At 62.7% G+C, this 18,006-nt stretch carries 18 protein-coding genes and 3 tRNA genes; 11 read left to right on the top strand and 10 right to left on the bottom strand.

What is annotated here, in order from left to right; genetic code table 11:
- Positions 1 to 60: 60 nt before the first annotated feature.
- Entirely contained in the window at positions 61 to 849 is a 789-nt protein-coding gene (locus tag K3179_RS07670; protein WP_221563695.1) for a DUF1134 domain-containing protein, read from the bottom strand.
- Positions 850 to 1,070: 221 nt separating this feature from the next.
- Between K3179_RS07670 and K3179_RS07665 the strand changes: the two genes are divergently transcribed.
- Both K3179_RS07665 and K3179_RS07660 read left to right on the top strand, forming a co-directional pair.
- Positions 1,071 to 1,162: transfer RNA gene (locus K3179_RS07665), tRNA-Ser, on the top strand.
- 81 nt (positions 1,163 to 1,243) lie between these two features.
- On the top strand, positions 1,244 to 1,966 hold the full coding sequence (locus K3179_RS07660) for a Crp/Fnr family transcriptional regulator (protein WP_221563693.1): 723 nt from the start codon (positions 1,244 to 1,246) through the stop codon (positions 1,964 to 1,966).
- 21 nt (positions 1,967 to 1,987) lie between these two features.
- Here the strand turns inward: K3179_RS07660 and K3179_RS07655 are convergent.
- Together K3179_RS07655 and K3179_RS07650 are read right to left on the bottom strand one after the other, a co-directional pair.
- Positions 1,988 to 2,063 (bottom strand) — tRNA-Thr (locus tag K3179_RS07655).
- A gap of 20 nt (positions 2,064 to 2,083) precedes the next feature.
- Positions 2,084 to 2,157: transfer RNA gene (locus tag K3179_RS07650), tRNA-Cys, on the bottom strand.
- A gap of 129 nt (positions 2,158 to 2,286) precedes the next feature.
- Between K3179_RS07650 and K3179_RS07645 the strand changes: the two genes are divergently transcribed.
- The gene (locus K3179_RS07645) at positions 2,287 to 3,066 is read left to right on the top strand and encodes an acyl-CoA thioesterase (protein ID WP_221563691.1); all 780 of its coding nucleotides are present in this window, start codon (positions 2,287 to 2,289) and stop codon (positions 3,064 to 3,066) included.
- A 108-nt stretch (positions 3,067 to 3,174) separates the two neighbouring features.
- Here the strand turns inward: K3179_RS07645 and K3179_RS07640 are convergent, their stop codons facing one another.
- From K3179_RS07640 to K3179_RS07630, 3 genes are all read right to left on the bottom strand, one after another.
- A complete protein-coding gene (locus K3179_RS07640; protein ID WP_221563689.1) occupies positions 3,175 to 3,753 on the bottom strand; it encodes a hypothetical protein in 579 nt (192 codons plus the stop codon).
- A gap of 869 nt (positions 3,754 to 4,622) precedes the next feature.
- Positions 4,623 to 5,219 carry a hypothetical protein gene (locus K3179_RS07635; protein WP_221563687.1) on the bottom strand — a complete coding sequence of 199 codons (597 nt, stop codon included), beginning with the start codon at positions 5,217 to 5,219 and terminating at the stop codon, positions 4,623 to 4,625.
- A 91-nt stretch (positions 5,220 to 5,310) separates the two neighbouring features.
- Positions 5,311 to 5,715: a nuclear transport factor 2 family protein gene (locus K3179_RS07630; protein WP_221563685.1), complete on the bottom strand. Its 405-nt coding sequence runs from the start codon at positions 5,713 to 5,715 to the stop codon at positions 5,311 to 5,313.
- Positions 5,716 to 5,780: 65 nt separating this feature from the next.
- On the opposite strand from K3179_RS07630, the gene K3179_RS07625 reads away from it, so the two are divergent.
- Entirely contained in the window at positions 5,781 to 6,224 is a 444-nt protein-coding gene (locus tag K3179_RS07625; protein ID WP_221563683.1) for a MarR family winged helix-turn-helix transcriptional regulator, read from the top strand.
- Positions 6,225 to 6,264: 40 nt separating this feature from the next.
- On the opposite strand, the gene K3179_RS07620 is transcribed toward K3179_RS07625, so the two are convergent.
- The 3 genes from K3179_RS07620 to K3179_RS07610 form a co-directional block, all read right to left on the bottom strand.
- Complete coding sequence (locus tag K3179_RS07620; RefSeq protein ID WP_221563681.1) at positions 6,265 to 7,062, bottom strand: crotonase/enoyl-CoA hydratase family protein; 798 nt, start codon at positions 7,060 to 7,062, stop codon at positions 6,265 to 6,267.
- A complete protein-coding gene (locus tag K3179_RS13580) occupies positions 7,037 to 7,804 on the bottom strand; it encodes a winged helix-turn-helix domain-containing protein (protein ID WP_221563679.1) in 768 nt (255 codons plus the stop codon). Before K3179_RS13580 ends, K3179_RS07620 begins: the two co-directional genes overlap by 26 nt.
- Before the next feature lie 99 nt (positions 7,805 to 7,903).
- A complete protein-coding gene (locus tag K3179_RS07610; protein ID WP_221563677.1) occupies positions 7,904 to 9,088 on the bottom strand; it encodes an LL-diaminopimelate aminotransferase in 1,185 nt (394 codons plus the stop codon).
- A gap of 160 nt (positions 9,089 to 9,248) precedes the next feature.
- Here K3179_RS07610 and K3179_RS07605 point away from each other — a divergent pair, with 160 nt between their 5' ends.
- The 6 genes from K3179_RS07605 to K3179_RS07580 all read left to right on the top strand — a co-directional run bounded on the left by K3179_RS07605 (position 9,249) and on the right by K3179_RS07580 (position 15,593).
- Positions 9,249 to 11,126 carry a PHA/PHB synthase family protein gene (locus K3179_RS07605; protein WP_221563675.1) on the top strand — a complete coding sequence of 626 codons (1,878 nt, stop codon included), beginning with the start codon at positions 9,249 to 9,251 and terminating at the stop codon, positions 11,124 to 11,126.
- Between the two features lie 118 nt (positions 11,127 to 11,244).
- Positions 11,245 to 12,075, top strand: a complete 831-nt coding sequence (locus K3179_RS07600) for a phasin family protein (RefSeq protein WP_221563673.1) — start codon at positions 11,245 to 11,247, stop codon at positions 12,073 to 12,075.
- 208 nt (positions 12,076 to 12,283) lie between these two features.
- On the top strand, positions 12,284 to 12,649 hold the full coding sequence (clpS, locus tag K3179_RS07595) for an ATP-dependent Clp protease adapter ClpS (RefSeq protein ID WP_160595538.1): 366 nt from the start codon (positions 12,284 to 12,286) through the stop codon (positions 12,647 to 12,649).
- Between the two features lie 89 nt (positions 12,650 to 12,738).
- Positions 12,739 to 13,977 carry an LptF/LptG family permease gene (locus K3179_RS07590; RefSeq protein WP_221563670.1) on the top strand — a complete coding sequence of 413 codons (1,239 nt, stop codon included), beginning with the start codon at positions 12,739 to 12,741 and terminating at the stop codon, positions 13,975 to 13,977.
- 3 nt (positions 13,978 to 13,980) lie between these two features.
- On the top strand, positions 13,981 to 15,078 hold the full coding sequence (gene lptG / locus K3179_RS07585; protein ID WP_221563668.1) for an LPS export ABC transporter permease LptG: 1,098 nt from the start codon (positions 13,981 to 13,983) through the stop codon (positions 15,076 to 15,078).
- Positions 15,075 to 15,593, top strand: a complete 519-nt coding sequence (locus K3179_RS07580; RefSeq protein ID WP_221563665.1) for a GNAT family N-acetyltransferase — start codon at positions 15,075 to 15,077, stop codon at positions 15,591 to 15,593. The genes lptG and K3179_RS07580 overlap by 4 nt, the downstream gene beginning before the upstream one ends.
- 6 nt (positions 15,594 to 15,599) lie before the next feature.
- On the opposite strand, the gene K3179_RS07575 is transcribed toward K3179_RS07580, so the two are convergent.
- Entirely contained in the window at positions 15,600 to 16,694 is a 1,095-nt protein-coding gene (locus K3179_RS07575; protein WP_221563662.1) for a fatty acid desaturase family protein, read from the bottom strand.
- 147 nt (positions 16,695 to 16,841) lie between these two features.
- Between K3179_RS07575 and K3179_RS07570 the strand changes: the two genes are divergently transcribed.
- Positions 16,842 to 17,999 carry a GNAT family N-acetyltransferase gene (locus K3179_RS07570; RefSeq protein ID WP_221563660.1) on the top strand — a complete coding sequence of 386 codons (1,158 nt, stop codon included), beginning with the start codon at positions 16,842 to 16,844 and terminating at the stop codon, positions 17,997 to 17,999.
- The last annotated feature ends 7 nt before the right edge of the window (positions 18,000 to 18,006 follow it).

Genomic DNA, 18,006 nt, shown 5'->3' with positions numbered 1-18,006 from the left:
CGCAACCGAAATACGGTTGCGGCCCTTCAAGATCGCCTATTTTTTCCGGAATGCGCCGGATCAGAAGGGGAGCCAGCGCTGCTTCTTCGAAAAGCGGAGATAGCCCGCGTTGACCCCGAGGCGCAGGCCTGCGCCCATGCGGATCGGGATCAGCACCACGTCGCCCTTGCGCACATAGCTCGCGTGCAGGCCGCCGATCACATAGGCCTGGCCTTCTGCGGCCGGGAAGCGTTCGTAAAGTTCCTCGGTATCGTAGAGATTGTAGACCAGCACGAAGGTGCTGCCCGCATTGGCGCCGGCATCGAAACCGACGGACGGGCCCGTCCAGTACACCGGCATCTCGCCCTCGACCTTGTGGAACAGCGTCCCGGAACCGTAACGCGCGCCGACCACGAAGGCACCGCCAGCTTCGCGCCCGACGATGTATCCGTTCGGTTCGCCCTGGTCGGCAAGGAGTTTGCGGATCATGTTGGCGACGCCTTCGGCACCCTTGCCGAACACGCCCTCTGCCGCGCCGATCAGGTCGTCTTCGCGATAGGTCGTCGCCGGATTGTCGACGTCGGCGCCCTCGACCGCCGCAGAGGCGGCTTCTTCGGCCTGCTGCTCGGACCAGACTGGCGGTGCCCCGGCATCGGCCTCGTCCTCGATCCCGTACGCGGGATCCTGAGGCGCGTCGTCGCCCGGTGCCTCGTATGGCGAAGGTTCTCCCGGAGCTTCTTCGAGATCGCCATCGATTGCTGCGTCATAGGCCGCATCCGGATCGACGGTTTCGACCTGCGCGGAAAGCGGGGCTGTCATCAGCCCCAGTCCGGCGGCAAAACTCACCAGGAGCGTGCGTGCGGTGTTCATTTCGAAATCCCTTCCTGTGCCTCGTCGTCGATCGAGCCGACAAGGCTGCGCCGATGAGGAGAATCGCTTTGGAGCAGGCGGGCAATGACAGGGCGATGAACCGAATCGAATTCGCGGCGAAACGAGTCTTTTGCGCGTTAGGCAGATGACGACGGATTCACCCTTGATGGCATTACAACCCCTAGCTATAGCGCGCCCCTCGCAGCCGAGGCTTGCGATGCGGAGACGTGGGTGAGTGGCTGAAACCAGCTCCCTGCTAAGGAGCCATACCTGGTAACGGGTATCGAGGGTTCGAATCCCTCCGTCTCCGCCACTTCCTGATGACCCGGACGGAATCCGGCCTCCATCAAGGTCGCTTCTTGGCATGGCGCCCGGCGGGCGGTATCGAGAGCCGATGGATAGTATCCCATCCAAAGCAGCCCTGAACTTCTGCCAGGCTTGCGCCGTCCGCAATCGCGCCATTTGTGCCGATCTGGACGATGCCGAGATTCGCCTCCTCAATTCCATCGGTCGTCGGCGCCACCTCGATGCGGGCGAGCAATTGTTCTGGGAAGGCGACGAGGCGATCGTGGTCGCCAACGTGATCGAAGGCCTCCTCAAACTGTCGACGCAGACGAGCGACGGCAAGGAACAGATCCTCGGCCTCGCCTATCCGAGCGATTTCATGGGTCGTCCGTTCGGCACCTCCAACCCCTATGGTGTCGAGGCGCTTACCCCGGCCCTCGTGTGCACCTTCCAGCGGTCCGACTTCGACCGCTTTGCCCGCGAACATCCGCGGCTCGAACACAAATTGCTCGAACGCACGCTCTCGGAGCTCGACAGGACGCGGCGCTGGATGCTCCTGCTCGGACGGATGAATGCAGAGCAAAAGCTCGCTACATTCCTGCTCGACATGGCGGACCGCCTTGCGCCCAAGGGCTGCGTGCCTTTCGAAGAGGCAGGGAACTCCTTCGAACTGCCCCTCTCCCGCCAGCAAATCGCGGACGTGCTTGGGCTGACCATCGAAACCGTGAGCCGCCAGTTCACGAAGTTCCGCAAACAGGGCCTGATCGACCTGCCCTCCCGCCGCGAGGCCGTGATCCAGCATCGCGAGCGCCTGGAAGAAATCGCGCAGTAAGCGGGCATTTTGTAGAGATGGTGGTGCCGCTTACGTGACTCGAACACGTGACCCCATCATTACGAATGATGTGCTCTACCAACTGAGCTAAAGCGGCACATTCTCATCGAAGAGAAGTGGAGGCCCGAGCCGGAATCGAACCGGCGTGCAAGGATTTGCAGTCCTCTGCGTAACCACTCCGCCATCGGGCCTCGCCCGCCCTCTCGGAACGGGAAGCGGCCCACTAGCGAGTCTGTGCAGCCTTTGCAATCGGCTTTGCGCGAACGGCCTTCCGTAACGTCAGTCTGGACGCAGGCGCGGCCAGCGGCAATGAAGCGGGCATGAGCATTGCCAGCCTGATCGATCCGATCACTCCCGATGGCGGTCACACCCGCTTCGACAACCTCGACCACTGGTTGCAGGGCCGCACGCTTTACGGCGGGGCGTCGGCGCTGATCGGATATACCGCGGCCGTCCGCGCCTTTCCCGACCTGCCCCCCTTGCGCGCCGCACAGGTGGCCTTCGTCGCCCCGACCGCGCCCGAAGCGGAATTGCGCCGCGAGATCGTGCGCCAGGGTCGTAATGTCGCACAGGTTCGCAGCGAGATCTGGTGCGAGGGCAAGTGCACCCTTACCGCCTTCTGGCTCTTTGGCACTTCGCGCGAGGCGAATGCGACCCACCCGGCCGCACCCATCGCCGACTGGCCCGGACCGCCCGAGGAAGCGGAGACCGCGATGAACGGCAAGGGTCCCGCCTTCATCCAGCACAATTTCGAAATCCGCCGCGCCCAGGACATCCGCGGTCCCGGCGATCCGGTGGTGCGCCGCTGGGCGCGGCTGGAAGACCGCGAGGGCCTCGACCCGGTGAGCGAGCTCATCCTGCTGGGCGATGTCATGCCGCCGGGCGCCATGCGCGCGATGAAGCGCCAGGGCCCGATCAGTTCGATTAACTGGTCCTTCAATTTGCTGGAGCCTGCGCCGACGACGCGCGACGGCTGGTGGCTGTCCGAAAACGCCAGCCAGCACGCCGACGACGGCTATTCGTCGGAACGGCTGCGGTTGTGGAATGCCGACGGCAAGCAGGTGATGGACGGATTGCAGAGCGTCGCCATCTTCGGGTGACGAAGGCGACAGGGTGTCGCCTTCGGTTTCGCCTCCCAAGACGCTGAAAACATGGCGATAATAGAACGCGAGACAGGGTGACACCTGCGCGCCTTGTTTTCTCTCGCCTCATTCGGCGCCTGCCTCTCCATCCTCCTCATACCGCAATTCGAGTTCCGCATCGGCGTCCTCGAGCCAGCTTTCGGGCCCGTGCTCGACCCGGTCGGCGAGCTCACGCACTTCATCGGGTTCATAGGCATAGGCGGGATGGTCGACCCACTCCGGTCGGCGCACGAAGTGGGACCGCATGGCAAGCAGTCCCAATGTCAGGCGTTCGTCGAAACGGCGCGACGTGCCGATCAGCTCGCCCTTGTGGTAATGCGGGACTTCCACGCCGTTCAGCGCACGGTCGAGCGCGGCTTCGGCAAGCACGTCGAAACGCTGGACGAAAGCGGCTTCCCACCCCTTGTCGAACGGCAGTCCGCGCAGGCGCGCCCGCAGTTTGTAGGCGGACTGGCGGCTCATCCCTACCGCCTTCGCGGCAGCAGTCACATTATGCGTCGCCGCCAGTTCGCGCAGGAACGCCGCCTGCCGGGCGGGCGTCCAGCCGTCGTGGCGCTGGGTCTCGATAACAGGGGAGGAAGTTCCGGGCGCGGCGAAGGCTTTGCCTGCCGGCACGAGCGATGCGATGGGCTGATGCTTGGTCATTCACCAGGATAAGGCAAATTCCGCGCGAGTAGGAAAGAGGATAGCTCCGGGAGGAGCTGGGTGCGGTCCCGGTTAGAAGATTGATGTCCCCTAGAGCAGCAATCTATAACACGCGGGAACGTCTGGGAATGGGTCGACAGCTGCCATCGCCTCACGTAGCGTTGCCTCGTGACCAAGACCGCTCCGGAAAGTCCGCATCCTATAGGCAAGAGGCTGCTTCTCACCAGCATCCTTTGTGCCGTCGCCATAGTTTGGGGCATTCCGATTGCAGCATCGATCCTAAATATTGGCTTCGACTACTTTAAGTGGATCGTCGGACCGTTGATGGTAGCTTGGCTCCTCTATTTTGGCATTTCGAGCTTGCTGCTGGCGTGCCCCAGGTGCGGGCGCTCCCTCTTCAAGCGAGGGTCACTTTGGTACGTTCCATGGCCTGCGAAGACCTGTGGGAAATGCGGCACCGACCTTACGGTCAATCAGTAAGCGTAGGTCCGCCAACGGGTCGTTAGCGGCTGGTCCACCTCTGGCACACTGTTAGTTCGGCGAAACTGTCGTCAGATGGGAGGAAAGCTGACAAAAATGGCAGTTAATGATAACGCCTCAGAAATGTCAGAAATGAGAGTTGCGTTCCTGTGTTTCGCTTTAGGTGCGATCTTGATTTGGGGCTCCGCAATATTGATGCTGGGCTGGCACGCCGTGAGCGCAGTCCTGAGTTTTGATTCACCCCTTTATTCTGCGATTATGCTCTCAATCGCCGCAGCGCCGTGGCTGTATCTGCATCATGCGAAGAACAAGCGAAGGTAACGTCCGCAATCGGGTCGTTAGCTGCCCGTCCGTCCACCGCGGCAAACGGACGGGCTTCGCTTGCGGGCTCAGTGATCGTCGAAGTGGACGATGCCGAGGTTGTTGCAATCGAGGTCCGGGTTCCACTGCGCGTACAGCCCGCTCGGATTGCTTTCGTACAGCCAGATATGCAGGTCGTAGTGCGGCATGAAGCCATGGGCTTCGTCCTGCGGTGTTGCCGGATCGTCGGCCATGTAGTCGTATTCGCGGCCGCGGAACTTCGGCGGCTGCTTGGATTCCGCGTGCCATGCCTCGGCAAAAACCAGCAGTTCGATGCCGACCAGCTTTTCGCCGCCATGGCCATCGGGCGCGTAGAGAAGGATGGGCGGAGGATTGACGCCGGTGTAGGTGCCTGTGCCGTTCACGCGTCCGTCCACCGGCGGGGTCAGGCCGAGCAGGTCCGGGCGGACATAATGGAAGCCCATCGCGCCCAGCGTCGGGTGGACTTCGCAGGCAGAGGTTTTGATATACCCCTGGTCCATGGCGTATTCGACGCTCTTGTAGGGTTCGAGCTGCCGGGCCAGTTGCTGGAGAGACTGCTCGGGCTGGTCGCGCGGCACTTCGGCAAGGGCGTTTGTCGCAAGGGCGGCGGACATCAGGCCGCATAGCTTGAGTGTTCTGGTCATTTCGATCTTCCCGTTTGTGGTCAGGTTGCGCGCCCGTTCTTCTCTGGTCTTGGTCTCCGATTTGCGTTGATGCGACTGGCAGCGTCGGCGGTTATTGGGCCGATCGCACCTGCCAGTTCTCGTGGACGATCTCCCGCGATATGAGGCCGTCGCGCATGTGGAACACGTGGACGAGCCGCAGGGCCACGGGACTGCCGATGGGGACCGGCGCCCCGTCCATCCCTTCGCCTGCCAGCGTGCAGTGGACCAGCATGTCGTCGACCACGCGATCTTCGGTGGCGAACCGTTCGAAGGGGATCAGTTCGACGTCCTCGATCGCTTCGAACATGCGGCGATAGTTCGCCTCGATCGCGGATTTCCCTTCAAAGCGTAGCCCGCGCGTGGGGAATTCCTGGACGATGTCGTCGGTATAGAGCGACAGGATCGCTGCCGGGTCCCGCGCCTCGTTTTCGATATGCGCTGCCACCGTCGCCAGGTTCTGTTCGATCGTCGCCATGCCCTATCCCCGGTTTGTTGCCGGAGATAATAGACAGAATGTCTGTCTAATGGCAGGTGCGGCGCATGAGTGATGCCTTGGACCCCCGCATTGGTCGCCTGCTCGGCCAGTCGTACGGCCTCTGGCAGAGGCTGACCTATGCCGGTCTCGCGGACCGGGGTTTTCCGGAAGTCAGGCCTTCGCACTCGCCGGTTTTCCGTCACATCGATGACGGCGGCACGCGGATCGTCGACCTTGCAGAGCGGGCCGGGATCACCAAGCAGAGCATGACCTATCTGGTCCGCCAGCTCGAGGATAAGGGCCTGGCGGAGGTGCGCGAGGATCCGGCAGACGGGCGCGCGCGATTGGTCGCTCTCACCGCTCGGGGCCACGCGGCGTCGCAGGCGCTGGTAGACTCGAGCCTCGCTTTAGAGACCCGGTTCGCCAGCGAGTTCGGGAACGCGAAGCTGGAAAGCCTGCGCATATTCCTGGCAGAGCTGCAGGACTGGAAATTCGGCGAAGAGGGCTGACGCGGGACGCCGAGCCGCCATGGGCGCGCCAGCCCGCCTCTCACACGTCGGTGAATTTCGCTGGGCGCTTCTGCATCCCCGCCATCACCGCCGCGACCTGGTTGGGCTTGCGCATGATGGCGGCCTGTTCGACGCTTTCTTCCATCAGGATGTCGTCACCCGATCTTTCCAGCATGGCTTCGGACAGGCGCTTGGCGCCGCGGATCGCCTCGGGATTGCGATTGGCGATTTCATTGGCGATGTCGTTAGCCTTGCCGAGCGGGTCTTCGCTGACGAAGGTGGCGAGGCCGTATCCCTGTGCCTCTTCGCCGGTGAATTCGCGATTGGTGTAGACCAGTTCGCGCAGCACGTCGTCGCGCACGAGACCGCGCCACAGGTGATAGCCGCCCATGTCGGGCACCAGGCCCCATTTCATTTCCATGATCGCCATGCGGCTGGCGGGGTGGACGACGCGGATGTCCGCGCCGCTCGCGATCTGCATGCCGCCGCCAAAGCATACGCCGTGCACGGCCGCGATGACCGGCACCGGGCACTTGCGCCAGGTCATGGCGACTTCCTGGAAGGTGTTCGCATTGCCATGCGTACGCTCGGTCAGGGGCTTGCGCTCCCCGTCGGGCGCAGCGGTAAAGCTCGACACGTCGAGACCGGCGCAAAAGCTGCGCCCCTCGCCTGCCAGAACGACGGCGCGCAGGCCCTTCATCGTGCGCAATTCCTCGCCCGCGGCGATGATCGCTTCGAACATCGCCGGGTCCAGCGCATTCATCTTGTCCGGACGGTTCAGGCGGACCTGGGCAACGCCGTTATCGGCGAGTTCAATCGTTACGCGTTCGCTGGACATGACACTCCGCAAGGTTTGGCTGATCGGGCCGGCGACCTTGCGACATGGCGGATGCGCTGTCCAGCATGGACCTGCGCTCGCGGGCGAACGCGGGGAAGGTCGAACGCGCTTCGGTGCAGATGAAATACCCGCCATCGATATGGGTCTGGACCAGCCAGCCGAGACCCGAGACGGCCAGCTTGGCCCTGAGGCGCGATACGTGGACTTCGAGCGAATTCGTTTCCGGTTCGTGGCGCAGGCGCCAGACGTCCTTCAACAGGGCTGCCTTGTCGACCCGCTGCCCCGGATGCGCCGCCAGCCGCCATATCAGCGCGAATTCACGCGGGTGCAGCCCGATCCAGCGGCCGTCGACATAGGCATCGCGGTAGAACAGGTCGAGCCGGACGGGGCCGATGACCCGGTATTGCGGGATCATTTCGCGCAAGCCTTCGAGCTTGAGCATCCGCGCGCCCAGTTCGACCAAGGCAACCTGGCTCGACAGCGCATCGGCGAAGCCCTGCTCGATCAGTTCGGCCCTTGTCCGTGCATCGTCGGCACCGACGATAACGGCGCACTTCCTGTCGGCGACTCCGCTCCATTCGGGACAGCGCCCTCCGATGCGCCAGTCGATCAGCAAGGGCTGTCCGCGATGGGTATCGTCGGCGCGGAATGCAGGTGTCATGCGCCAGTCGAGCAGGCGCAAATCCCACCTCCCGGGCGGACTGGCGGACATGGAGAGCCAAGTGAAATTCGGTTGCGACACGGCCCGTCTCCTAAGGCTTCCCGTCGACTTACCCAATATGAAAGGTTCAAGACCCGCCCAATCGGGACGAATACCTAAGAGGGCGGGGCTTATTCGGGATCAGGCCGCGTGTTCGCTGAGGAATTTCTTCACGTTTCGGGCCGCCTGGCGAATTCGTTGTTCGTTTTCGACCATGGCGATGCGCACATAGCCTTCGCCTTCTTCGCCGAACCCTACACCGGCAGCGACTGCGACCTCGGCTTTTTCCAGCAATTGCTTGGAGAATTCGAGGCTGCCCATGTGCTCGAAGCCCGGGGGCAGCTTGGCCCAGGTGAACATGCTGGCAGGCGGCGTGGGGATCGCCCAACCGGCGCGCGTAAAGCTTTCGACCATCACATCGCGCCGGTGCTGGTACCGCGCGCGGTTTTCCGCGATCACGTCCTCCGGCCCGTTGAGCGCGGCACAGGCAGCCGCCTGGACCGGCGTGAAGGCCCCGTAATCGAGATAGCTCTTCACGCGGGTCAGCGCTGCAATCAGCTTCTGGTTGCCGACGCAAAAGCCGATCCGCCAGCCCGCCATGGAGAAGGTCTTCGACATGGAGGTGAATTCCACCGCGACATCCTTCGCCCCGGGCACTTCCAGGATCGATCGGGTCGGCTTGCCGTCGTAATAAAGTTCCGAATAGGCGAGGTCGGACAGTACCCAGACCTCGTTCCTTTTCGCCCAGGCGACCAGCCGTTCGTAGAAATCCAGGTCGACGGTCTCGGCCGTCGGATTGCTGGGATAGTTGCACACGAGCACGGTCGGGCGCGGCACCGTATAGGCCATCGCATTGTCGAGCGCGCGCCAGTAGTGCTCGTCCGGCGTCGTCGGCACGCTGCGGATCGTGGCCCCGGCGATCATGAAGCCATAGGTGTGGATCGGATAGGCCGGACTGGGCGCAAGGATCACATCGCCCGGCGCGCTGATGGCCGTCGCCATCGAGGACAGCCCCTCTTTCGAACCCATCGTGACGACGACTTCCCGTTCGGGATCGAGTTCCACCCCGAAGCGGCGCTGGTAGTAATTCGCCTGGGCTCGGCGCAGGCCGGGAATGCCCTTGGACTGCGAATAGCCATGGGCGTCGGGCTTGGCCGCGACTTCGCACAGCTTGTCGATGACGTGCTGCGGGGGCGGCTGGTCGGGATTGCCCATGCCGAGATCAATGATGTCGCGACCCGCCTGACGTGCCGCGTGGCGCATCGCATTGACTTCTGCGATGACATAGGGCGGCATACGTTTGATGCGGTAGAATTCGTCGGACATTCATTGCTCCTGCGACGCCGGCCGAAATGCTGGCCGAAAGTGATATGCGTCGTCACATTGATTACCTATTCACGATGCAAGCGCAAAGCCGCTCGCTATCACAAGTGTGCGAATTATCGTGTAAGTGACTAAAGACGCGCTTCGACGCCAGAGGATTGCCATGACCGATACGCCCGATCCCTTCACCAACATGTACGAAGGCCCCGCCAAGCTGATGCGCGCCATGTTCGCGCCGATGATGGGCACGATGGATGCGGCAAAAGGGATCGACGGCGCGGTTTCGCCGGAAGATGCGCAGCATTGGGCAGAAGTCGGGGCTAAGCTGCAGGCCATGTGGCTGCAGTACCAATCGGAACAACTCGCCAACCCGCAGGCCCTGGTGCCCTATTTCGATCCCGCGCGCTGGATGGCGCTGGCGACCGACTGGTACCAGAAGATGCCGCTGGCGCAGGCGGAACAGCAGAAAGCCCTGATGGAAGAGGGCATGCGCCTGTGGGAAGACGTGCTGGGCCAGTACGGCCTTGGCCCCAAGGCAGCGGAAAAGCACGGCGGCGAGGTCGAGTTGCCGCGCAAGGACCGCCGCTTCGCCGACGAGAAATGGCGCGCCCATCCCGCCTACGCCCTGATCCACCAGACCTACCTGTTCCTGGCCGAACGCGTCGCGGAAATGGTCGAGAAGGCGGACAATCTCAATCCGCAGCAGCGCGAGCAATTGCGCTTTACCACCAAGGCGATCACCGAAGCGGCGAGCCCTGCGAATTTCCCGCTTCTCAATCCGGTGGTGATGGAGCGCACGCTGGAAACCCGCGGCGACAACCTCGTCAAAGGCATGGAGCACATGCTGGCCGACATGCGCCGGGGCCAGCTGTCGCATACCGATGCAAGCGCGTTCACCCTGGGCGAGAATATCGCCACCACGCCCGGCAAGGTGGTACACGAGACCCCAATCTACCAGCTGATCCAGTATTCCCCCACGACCGACAAGGTCATGGCAACGCCGCTCATCATCTTCCCGCCGTGGATCAACCGGTTCTATATCCTCGATCTCAACGCGAAGAAGAGCTTCGTGAAATGGGCGGTCGACCAGGGCGTGACCGTTTTCATGGTCAGCTGGAAATCGGCCGACGCCAGCATGAAGGACGTGATCTGGGACGACTACGTGCGCGCACAGATCGACGCGATCGACCATGTGCGCGAGCGGCTGGACGTGCCGAGCGTCCATGCGATCGGTTATTGCGTGGCCGGGACCACGCTGGCCGCCACGCTGGCGATCCTCCACCGCCGCGAGCAGGAGGATAAGGTCAAGAGCGCGACCTTCTTCACCGCGCAGGTGGATTTCGAAAAGGCGGGCGAGCTGCTCAACTTCATCGACGACCAGCAGCTGGCCGCGATCAAGGGCCTGTCGCCCGACGGCTATCTGGACGGGCGCTACATGGCCGCGACCTTCAACCTGCTGCGCGGCACGGACCTGATCTGGAATTACGTGGTCAACAATTACCTGCTGGGCGAAGACTATCCGGCTTTCGACCTGCTGCACTGGAACGGGGACGTCACCAACCTTCCCGCCAAGTGGCACCAGCAGTATTTGCGCGACCTCTATCGCGACAACCGGCTCGTCGAGGGCGACGCGCTGACGGTCGACAATACGCCGGTCGATCTTGGCCGGGTGAACACCCCCACCTATGTGCAGGCGGGCAAGGAAGACCACATTGCGCCGGCCGAAAGCGTCTGGCGGATCACCGAACATTTCGGCGGTCCCTTGCGCTTCGTGCTGGCCGGATCGGGCCATATCGCAGGCGTGGTCAATCCTCCCTCCTCCGGCAAGTACCAGTACTGGACGAATGACGGCTCACCGCGCAGCCTCGCCGAATTCCGCGAAGGAGCCGAAGAGCATCCGGGAAGCTGGTGGCCGGACTGGATCGACTGGCTGCGCCAGCAGGACGGCGAAACCGTGCCCGCGACCGGCAAAAGAAAGCCGGGCGGAAAGGGCGACAAGGTCATCGAGGACGCGCCCGGACGCTACGTCGCCACCCGCTGATCGCGGTATAACCTGCTGAAAACACGCCTCGTCGCGACTTATTGTGCACTGCACAAAAAAGCCTTGACTTCGCAGTTGCAATGCCTATTTTGTGCACTGCAACAAAACGAGGTTTCCCATGGCTGACAGCCAGAGCAAAATTGACGCCGCCGCAGAAAAGGCATTCGCCGATGCAGCGGAAAAGAAGACCGCCGACGCGGCCAAGGGCGAAGTGAACGTGAAGGCCGTCGAAAAGGCAGTCGAAGCGGACACGAGCGCACCGGTCAAGACCGACAAGGTCGCCGAGGCCGTTGCCGCACCTGCCAAGAAGAAGCCGGTAGCCAAGAAGAAGGCTGCTCCGGCCAAGGCCAAGAAGGTCGCTGCCAAGAAGGCACCGGCCAAGAAGAAGGCCGCTCCCAAGAAGGTCGCCGCCAAGAAGGCAGCGCCTGCGAAGACCAAGGCCGCAGCCAAGAAGCCCGCGACCGCTACCACCCCGATTTCCAAGTTGAAGGATACCATCATGGCCACTGCCAAGAACGCAAAGACCACCGACTACACCGCCAAAGCGAAGGAAGTTGCTGCCGACGTGCAGACCCGTGCCAAGGCCGCTTACGACAAGGGTGCCGAAATGACCCAGGACGTCGTCGAATTCCAGAAGGGCAACTTCGAAGCTCTCGTCGAATCCGGCAAGATCCTCGCCAACGGCATGCAGGACATGGGCCGCACCTATGTCGAAGAAGCAAAGTCGGCTGCCGAAACCGTCCAGGGCGACGTCAAGAAGTTCGCTGCGATCAAGTCGCCGACCGAACTCTTCCAGCTCCAGGGTGAAATCGCACGTCGCAACTTCGACGCGATGGTTTCGACCACTTCGAAGAACACCGAAGCCATGGTCAAGCTGGCCAACGAAGCTTTCGCTCCGCTTTCGAGCCGCTTCAGCCTCGCTGCCGAAAAGGTCCGCAAGGCTGCCTAAGGCAAACTGACTTCAATCCACCGGGCTCTCTCTCCTCTCTCCCTCGCCCGGTGGTTGGACAGGACGGGTCGGACGACATCACTGTCGTTCGGCCCGTTTCCTTTTTCGTACCGCAAGCGCGCGTTTCGACATTTTCTTAACCCGCGACGGCGCACGGGGCGACTGACGCCTTGCGATTTGGTGAAACGATACGATATTGCCGCTTCTGATGACCGACTACACCGCCCTCCCCGCTATCCGCGCCGCTAATGGCGACGACGACGATACCCGCGAGGGCGAAGGCCAGACCGGTCTCGCGACCAAGACCCGCGCCAAGCCCAAGAAGCCGAGCCAGTACAAGGTCCTGCTACTGAACGACGACTACACGCCGATGGAATTCGTCGTCATCGTGCTGAAGCGCTTCTTCCGCATGAACATGGAAGAAGCGACCCGCGTCATGCTCCACGTCCACCAGAAGGGCGTCGGCGTCTGCGGCGTCTTTCCCTATGAAGTGGCCGAGACCAAGGTGAACCAGGTGATGGATTTCGCCCGCGAGAACCAGCACCCGCTGCAATGCACGTTAGAAAAGGCCTGACAGCCATCTCTCTCCTCCTTTCCGGTAGGGCATGACGTGCGGGTAATTTCTCGCTAGAGCCGCCCGAACGCCAAGAAACCGGAAACCGCGTGCTCAATTTCCTTCCCGCCATCGACCGCTACATCTTCCGGCTGGTGATCGTGCCGATGCTGGGCGTCTTCGCGCTCGCCGCATCGCTGCTCACGCTCGACAAGATGTTGCGCCTGCTCGATTTCGTGGCGGTGGAAGGCGGGCCGATCGGTGTCGTCTTCAAGATGCTGGCGACCCTCGTTCCCGAATATGCCAGCCTCGCGATTCCGCTGGGCCTGCTGCTGGGCATCCTGCTCGCCTTCCGCAAGCTAGCCACCACGAGCGAGCTGGACGTCTTCCGCGCCGTGGGCCTCAGCTACGGCCGCCTGCTGCGGGTGCCCTACATCATCACCATGGTCTTCATGGCCATCAACGTGGCGCTGGTTTTCTTCGTCCAGCCCGTCAGCCGCTTCACCTACGAACGCCTCGAATACGAATTGCGCTCGGGTGCGCTGGGGGCATCGATCAAGGTGGGCGAGTTCACCACGCTCGCCGACCGCATGGCGCTCAGGATCGAGGAAAGCGAAGACGACGGCCGCCGCCTGATCGGCATTTTCGCACGCGTCGCCAACGACAAGGGCCAGGTGCTGTCGATCTCCGCACGCGAGGGTGCGTTTCTCGCCACGACCGACGATCCCGACACGATAATCCTGCGTCTGACCGAGGGCACCATAATCCAGGACACGGGGGGCCAGACCCCCCGCGTACTGACATTCACCCGCCACGACCTGCCCATCGACCTGCCTGCGATCGAGGAGTTCAGGGCGCGCGGAGAGGACGAGCGCGAATACATCCTGCCCGAACTTCTTCGCATCGGCTGGGCCGACAACCAGACCGAGGACAAGCGCGACGCCAGCCAGGCCAGCTTCAATTTCCGCTTGGTCGAAGTGGTCATGATGGCGCTGATGCCGCTGCTCGCTGTCGCACTCGGCATACCGCCCAAGCGATCGACCAGCGCGCTGGGCGTCTTCCTGTCGATCATCATGGTCGTCGCCTACCACAAGATAAACCAGTACGGAGAGGACGTGGCCGCGCTCGGCCTTGCCGATCCCATCCTTGCCCTGTGGGGGCCATTCGTGGTCTTCGCCGCGCTGATATTGTGGATGTACTGGCGCGTGGCCTTCGTGCCGGGCGGGCAAGCGATCGGCGCGCTGGAGAGCTGGTTCGCCAAGATTTCCAAGAGGATCGGCAAGCTATTCAGGCGTAGGCGCCGACCCCATCTCCATACCGACGACGATGAACTGGCGGCGGAGGGCTGATCGGTGCAACTCGACTTTTTCCCCTCGCGCACGCTGACGCTCTACCTCGCGAAACTTTTCGTGGTCCGCATCCTGGCGGTGCTGGTCATGCTGGTGCTGGTGCTGATGATGCTCGACCTGCTGTCGAACAGCGGCAAGATCCTGGCGGTCGAAGGCAATGGCCAGGGCGAACTGCTGACCTATGCCAGCCTCAGGATACCGCAGCTGATCCAGCGCTTCCTTCCCTATTCGGTGCTGCTGGCAACACTGATCTCTTTGGTCACGCTCAACCAGAACAGCGAGGTCATCGCGATGAAGGCGGCCGGATTGTCCGCCCACCAGGTGCTTGCCCCGCTGCTGCTGACTGCGCTGGTCGTAGGAGCCCTCAGTTTCGTCTTCAACGAGCGGCTGGTCACCCGCGCGACCGCAACCCTGAAGGCATGGGAGGCGGCGGAATACGGTCCCATTCCCGAAGAATCCAACGTGCGCGCCAATGTCTATTTGACCGATGGCGAGAATGTCATGACCGCCGCCCAACTGGCCGGACGGGGCAATGCCATCGCCATGCGCAAGGTCACCTTCTATCGCCGCAATGCCGAGGGCGCGATCCTGGAACAGATCGTGGCGGACCGCGCCACCTACGCGGCGCCGGGCTGGAAACTGGAAGACATCGAACGCTTCGAAGTCGCCACGGCGAATTACGCCACGGGTGACGAGATCGTGGTGGGTGAAGGCCTCACCCCCGACCAGATCGACCTAGCCCGCATCGATCCCGATGCCGTGCCTTTCTGGGAGCTCGGGCCGACGATCGACGCCTATGAAGAAGCCGGCAGGCGCACCGGCGAAATGCGCGCCAAGTGGTGGCACAAGCTGTCCGGCCCGCTGTCTTCATTCCTCATGCCTCTGCTCGGCGCAGTGGCCGCCTTCGGACTGGCGCGATCGGGCCAGCTTTTCGTGCGCGCATTGATCGGCATGGCACTGGGCTTTGCCTATTTCGTCGTCGACAACGCTGCGCTGGCGATGGGCAATTTCGGCGGGTATCCGCCCTTCCTCGCCGCTTGGGCGCCCTTCTTCCTCTTCCTCCTGATCGGTGAAACCGTCCTGATCCGGACCGAGGAATGACCGGCTGGAGCATCCGGCTCGCAAAGCCGGACGATGCCGAGGACCTGCCGGCGATCGAACGCGCGGCAGGCAGGCTATTCCTCGAAGTCGAAGGCCTGTCCGGCGTGGCCGGCATGCATGCGATCACCGCGGAGAAGCAGCGCGCCATGATCCGCAAGGGTCATTGCCTGGTGGCCGAAAGCGAAGGGCGCATCGTCGGCTTCCTGTCCACCGAACCACACCGCCGCGAATTGCACATCCGCGAGTTTTCGGTTCTCCCCGCCATGCAGGGGCAGGGGATCGGTGCGGTCCTGTTGCGAGCCATCGGTGTCGATGCGCTCAACAGCGGGTTTGCCGCGCTCACCCTGACGACATTCATCGACGTGCCCTGGAACGCGCCGTTCTATGCGCGACTGGGTTTCGAGACGGTCGAGGATTTCGAGGCCCATCCACGGCTTGCAGCCGAGATCGAGCAGGAGGTCGCGCACGGCCTCCCGCGTGAACGACGCTGCGCGATGATCAGGTTTTTAGGCTAAGGGCGCTCAGCCCTTGCGGCCACCCATCGTGCTGCGGGCAATGCGGGCTACCAGCACGCCCATCCCGGCATGGTTCGCACCGTGATAGGTCGATTCCGTGCCCAGTTCGCGCACGAGGCGGCGGTGCGCTTCGGGCAGCGAGTGGTAGGGCATCGATGGCATGAGGTGGTGCAGCGCGTGATAGCGCAGGCCCACCGGTGCCCAGATTTCGGCGATCACGCCCGGCGGCGGCACATTCACGCTGTCGAGGAACTGCGCGGTGACGGTCATGGCCTCACCCTCGTTCTCCCACAGATGCGCGACCAGCGTGCGCAGCTGGTTGAGCAGTGCGACGACGGAGGCAACGCCCAGGGCGAAGAGGAGCGGCTTCCAGCCGAAAGCGAAGACGCTGCCGATCAGCATCCACGACCACACGAAACCGCCCAGCTCCAGCAGCATGACCCGTGGACGCAGGTCGCCTTCGGGCGGGCGACGGCGGAATTCCGGATTGATCGCCAGCGCGCTGGCACGCTGCCAGGTCAGGCGGCGGATCGGCGGAATGATCGCGCCCAGCGGCACAAGGATCGCAAAGCGGAACAGCAGGGCCACCGGCGCAAGGATTGCGATAATGACGAACAGCGGCAGGCTCCACGGCTTCATCAGGGCGAGAGGGAGATATTCCGGATCCTCGACCGTGCCGTATTGCGTGCGCTTGTGATGCAGCGTGTGAACCTGCTCGTACATGAAGGATGGCGTCAGCATCGGGATGCCGACCAGCGCATTCCACGCTCCGCGGAAACCGGGCAGCGCCCCGTTCCGGAAATGCGAGATTTCGTGGATGAACAGGAGTGCACGATAAAGCGCCAGCACCGATACGATCGCCAGCACGACTGCCAGCGCAGTGCTTTGCGTCAGGATGGCACCGGCGAGCGAGGCGTAACCCAGCAGCGCCGAGCCGACCATGTCGGTCCAGTAGATCGAGGCACGGTGTTCGGCGATATCCTTGGTCAAATCGCGCGCACCGCGCAGCATCGCCTTGTCGTCGGCGATTTGCGAATGCCAGCCGCGCATATCGCGCGAAGGCGCGGGATTTGCAGCAGGAATTGTCTGTTCAGCGTTCATGGTCGTTTCCTGGGGGGAGCCTTAGTGGATCGGCGCGAAAAATGACAGTCTCGGGTCTCGATCATAGTGATCGGTCGCGCGCGATTCCTTGACAAAGATCATGTGCCATACGCAGGGCTAACCCCGGCTGAACAAGGGAAGTGCTGCGTGGCTGACCAGAATATCGTAATCGAAGAGGCAAATGGCAAGAAAGGGCGCGCGGCCTTTGTCGACCTGGGCCGGGAATTTTCCGCGCGGGAGCCGCATTTCGTCCCGCAATTACGCTCCGAGCAGCTGGAACTGGTCAATCCGGCGAAAAACCCGTTTTTCGAGCATGCCGACGTCCAGCTTTTCATTGCCCGCCGCGACGGAAAGCCCGTCGGACGGATTTCGGCCCATATCGACCATCTCGCCCTTGAGCTGCCACGCGAACAGGGCATGGGGCCCGGGACCGGCCTGTTCGGCTATTTCGATGCCGAGGACGAGGCGGTGGCCAGCGCCCTTCTTGCCAAGGCCGAGGAATGGCTGCGCTCACGCGGGATGACGCGCGCCCTCGGCCCGATTTCGCTGTCCATCTGGGAAGAACCGGGCCTGCTGGTCAGCGGCCAAGACCATGCCCCCATGATCATGATGGGGCACCACCCGGCCCACTATGCGCAGTGGATCGAGCAGGCCGGATACGGCGAAGCCAAGCGCCTCCTCACCTACGATCTCGACGTGCAGCAGGAATTCCCGCCCCTGATCCGCCGCATCGTGAAGTCGGGCGAGCGCAACGAGCGCATCCACGTGCGCAAGGTCGACAAGAAACGGTGGGACGAGGAAGTCGAGACGATCCTCCATATCCTCAACGATGCATGGTCGAAGAATTGGGGCTTCATCCCCTTCACCGAAGCCGAGATCGAGCATGCGGGCAAGAAGCTGCGGCCCATCATCCATGAAGATCTCAACATGATTGCGGAACTCGACGGCAAGCCGGTCGCGTTCATGCTCACCTTCCCCGACATCAACCGCCCGCTGAAGGAAATCGGCGGCAAGCTGCTGCCGTTCGGCTGGTTCAAGCTGCTGCGCTGGCTCAAGAAGCCAAAGCAGGCCGATATGCGCGTACCGCTGATGGGCGTGCTGAAGGAACTGCACAACTCGCGCCTCGCGAGCCAGCTTGCCTTCATGATGATCAGCGAAATCCGCGATGTGGCAGCGACCAAGTACAAGGCCCGCCGCGGCGAGATCGGCTGGATCCTCGACGACAACCAGGGGATGAAGGCGATCGCCGATGCGATCGATAGCCAGATAAACCGCGAATACGTGGTCTACGAAAAGGCTCTGTAAGCCCGGA

Source organism: Qipengyuania intermedia, assembly GCF_019711615.1.
GTDB classification, from domain to species: domain Bacteria; phylum Pseudomonadota; class Alphaproteobacteria; order Sphingomonadales; family Sphingomonadaceae; genus Qipengyuania; species Qipengyuania intermedia.
The sequence above is the reverse complement of the archived record's forward strand: the minus strand, read 5'-3'. Positions and strand labels throughout refer to the sequence as shown.

Coding starts and splice junctions, on each gene's coding strand:
- K3179_RS07605 (WP_221563675.1), top strand. CDS start 9,249: ATGACCGATACGCCCGATCCCTTCACCAACATGTACGAAGGCCCCGCC.
- K3179_RS07610 (WP_221563677.1), bottom strand. CDS start 9,088: ATGTCCGACGAATTCTACCGCATCAAACGTATGCCGCCCTATGTCATC.
- K3179_RS07670 (WP_221563695.1), bottom strand. CDS start 849: ATGAACACCGCACGCACGCTCCTGGTGAGTTTTGCCGCCGGACTGGGG.
- K3179_RS07640 (WP_221563689.1), bottom strand. CDS start 3,753: ATGACCAAGCATCAGCCCATCGCATCGCTCGTGCCGGCAGGCAAAGCC.
- K3179_RS07645 (WP_221563691.1), top strand. CDS start 2,287: ATGAGCATTGCCAGCCTGATCGATCCGATCACTCCCGATGGCGGTCAC.
- K3179_RS07580 (WP_221563665.1), top strand. CDS start 15,075: ATGACCGGCTGGAGCATCCGGCTCGCAAAGCCGGACGATGCCGAGGAC.
- K3179_RS07600 (WP_221563673.1), top strand. CDS start 11,245: ATGGCTGACAGCCAGAGCAAAATTGACGCCGCCGCAGAAAAGGCATTC.
- K3179_RS07635 (WP_221563687.1), bottom strand. CDS start 5,219: ATGACCAGAACACTCAAGCTATGCGGCCTGATGTCCGCCGCCCTTGCG.
- K3179_RS07660 (WP_221563693.1), top strand. CDS start 1,244: ATGGATAGTATCCCATCCAAAGCAGCCCTGAACTTCTGCCAGGCTTGC.
- K3179_RS07625 (WP_221563683.1), top strand. CDS start 5,781: ATGAGTGATGCCTTGGACCCCCGCATTGGTCGCCTGCTCGGCCAGTCG.
- clpS (WP_160595538.1), top strand. CDS start 12,284: ATGACCGACTACACCGCCCTCCCCGCTATCCGCGCCGCTAATGGCGAC.
- K3179_RS07630 (WP_221563685.1), bottom strand. CDS start 5,715: ATGGCGACGATCGAACAGAACCTGGCGACGGTGGCAGCGCATATCGAA.
- K3179_RS07575 (WP_221563662.1), bottom strand. CDS start 16,694: ATGAACGCTGAACAGACAATTCCTGCTGCAAATCCCGCGCCTTCGCGC.
- K3179_RS07620 (WP_221563681.1), bottom strand. CDS start 7,062: ATGTCCAGCGAACGCGTAACGATTGAACTCGCCGATAACGGCGTTGCC.